The sequence below is a fragment of the Microcystis sp. M53602_WE12 genome, from assembly GCF_030065455.1.
GTDB lineage: Bacteria > Cyanobacteriota > Cyanobacteriia > Cyanobacteriales > Microcystaceae > Microcystis > Microcystis aeruginosa.
Window position 1 is genome coordinate 1 of sequence record NZ_JASJFB010000119.1, and the last position, 1,469, is coordinate 1,469.

2 pseudogenes are annotated in these 1,469 nt (G+C 38.3%); one reads left to right on the plus strand and one right to left on the minus strand.

Annotated elements, in window-relative coordinates:
* Positions 1-567 precede the first annotated feature (567 nt).
* Positions 568-1,287: pseudogene (locus PX482_RS04725) on the plus strand (IS1 family transposase).
* Positions 1,288-1,368: 81 nt separating this feature from the next.
* Here PX482_RS04725 and PX482_RS28035 read toward each other — a convergent pair.
* Positions 1,369-1,469 (minus strand): annotated as a pseudogene (locus tag PX482_RS28035) (IS200/IS605 family transposase); the annotation flags it as partial.

Below are 1,469 nucleotides of genomic sequence, written 5' to 3' on the forward strand. Positions count from 1 at the left end.
CACCCCACACCCTGTCCCCACGAAAAACTTTTTCAGCAGACCCTAATTAGGGGTCTCAAGACCCCCCCTAGCGGCCACCGAGAAAACCTTCACCAGCTAAGTATTTTTACTCAAGTCTCTGGAGGGGGACAGCTTATGTGACAGTTGAGGGTGCGGAATGTGGGTTTCAGGGAAAAAGTGCCTAAATTTCCCCCCGATCACTCCCATATCCAGTACTTTTTGATTGCCAAATTGATTGACCTTATGGATTGCATGATTTAAGCTGTGTGAGTTAGATCACTCAGGTAGTCGCAAAACTCAAGTTTGAATTGTGCCTATGATTCCCGTTTTGTCACCATTTTCAAAAGTACAGGCGATCGCCGTAACAAGAACCGACGGTAGTGATCCGATAGTAGTGGCGTAGCTCTCTTGCTTATCTAGCCTGAGTTGTGTAGAATATTTACTAATAAAAATAATTACCTGACAAATGTCAAGAATTTGCTTTTTATGATTGCTGTTTTTATCAATATCTTCTCTTGGATCATTAAACTTTGGTTGGATGGCGATGAAGATTTAGAACAGAATCTTCTGACAAAAGATTCACAAGCTTCAATATTTAGTTGTCCTAAATGTGGTTCTTGCCATACCATCAAAAATGGTTCTACACATAATGGCAAACCGAAACGTAAGGGTAAAAATTGTGGTCAACCGTTGGTAATTAATCCTAGTCATAAAACCGTCTCTAACGAAACCCAAAAATTAATAAATCTCCTGCTACTAGAAAGAATTTCTCTGCGAGGAATTGCTAGAGTAACTGGAGTGAGTTGGTCATGTTTACAAAACTATCTTAATAATAAATTTAACCAATTTCCTCGCCAGGTATAGGTAACAGACAAACCTAAAGGCAAATTAATCATAGAATTGGATGAGTTATAGTCATTATTATTTTGTAATAAAATTTAGGTATATATTTGGTTAGCTATCGATAGAACTACCCGAGAAATAATTGGTTGTTATTTAGGAGATAGAAGCCGTAAATCAGCTAAAAAGCTCTGGAAAAGTCTCCCATGAGTTTATCGACAATGTGCTGTTGCTTACACAGACTTTTGGGAGTTATATAAGACAGTAATTCCTCGTAAAAGTCATCGGGCAGTAGGTAAAGAAACTGGTCAAACTAATCCTATTGAAAGATTAAACAATACTCTTCGACAAAGAATTTCTAGATTGGTCAGACAGAGTCTATCGTTCTCCAAAAAAATGGATAATCATATCGGGGCTATCTGGTATTTCATCTTCCACCATCGATAAAAATCTATGATTAAACCCACATTCCGCCCCCTAAAAATCTATGAATGAACTACCCCGCCGCAAGCGGACGGGGTATCAGAATCAAAATAGACTCAATTGTAGATTTTGGTGTAGCTGCAGGTATTCTTTATCTTGTTCTTTTACATATCTCGCTATCATACCTTCATCCCCATGCTTTCCTA